We start from the raw sequence: 1,105 nt of genomic DNA on the forward strand, positions 1-1,105 counted from the left end.
TTACTTTGTTATTTACCTTGCAACTCAGTCAAACCCTAGGTCGCAGAGGCTAACGAACTAGCAGGTTAGCCCAAGGTATTCCATGGCGTTTAGCCATTGGTACGTTTAACCATTAGTGCTTTCAAAAATTTTGTCTGCTGATGCTGCAACAAATCCTGGATACAACTCGCCATTCTCCATTGGGTAACGTTTAGCAAACTCGTAAAAGCCACCTGGAATAATTTCCGAACCTTCTTCGAAGGTCACTGGCACTTTGTCTGCCATCGTCGACGATTGCTCAAGCAGCACTTCCGGCGAGCCTTTCACCTCACCGCCCGACTCATTGATCACAAACCCTGCTTGACGAAGATGGTCGTTAACCTGTTTGACTTCATCGTGTTGATTCAGCTGATTCACACTCACCGTAAAATGATTAGCACCATAACCGTGCGCGGCCAGCCAAGACGCATACTCGCTCTCTTTAGCCAACGTTTGGTAATCAGCAAAGCTTAGCTCCCATAAGCGACCGCCATGCAGAAATGCACTGCCCGACAGTTTTTCAGCATCCACTTGCGAAGCCAGTTTCGCCACAATATCTTGCAGCTCTGGCGAACACTCTTCGACTTTCAGCTCACTGATGAAGACTTTAGGCTGCTTCGGATCTGGGTGCTCATAGTGTTTTGCGACCAGTTTTTTGCTCTCAAATACGTAGTCCCCACACGCTTTATAGCCAGCAGCTAAAAACGGTTTCGCCAATGTCTCGATACCTAGCGGTTCAACATTGAAAGTGCGTAAAGCAATATGATCATTAATCAGAGCCTCATCTTCTTGTAGAAGCTGATGCACCTTAGCAGCAGAAGGACAAAGACGTTGGATGTAGTCTTGCCATAGCGATTCAAATAACACATCGGGCGTCATAACGACTCCTTGTTACGAGATGTAGGATTAAGATAAGAGTGTGGTCGCTCGTTCACAGCCCAAAAGCTGTCCAGAATAATGAACGAGCAACCATCAACCTGTGACGGTAAATGTCAGTCAGTCAAACACGCTTTTTGAGTCTGTGCTCACTTGCCGTGTAATGCCAACGCGTACTACCCAAACCTAAATGATGCGTCAGCACATTGGG

At 46.8% G+C, this 1,105-nt stretch carries 1 protein-coding gene; it reads right to left on the reverse strand.

The window, feature by feature from the left end:
* Positions 1-105: 105 nt before the first annotated feature.
* Entirely contained in the window at positions 106-897 is a 792-nt protein-coding gene (locus R8O11_RS25100; protein WP_025796180.1) for a DUF1338 domain-containing protein, read from the reverse strand.
* Positions 898-1,105: the final 208 nt, after the last annotated feature.

The organism is Vibrio sp. 1288 (genome assembly GCF_033344475.1).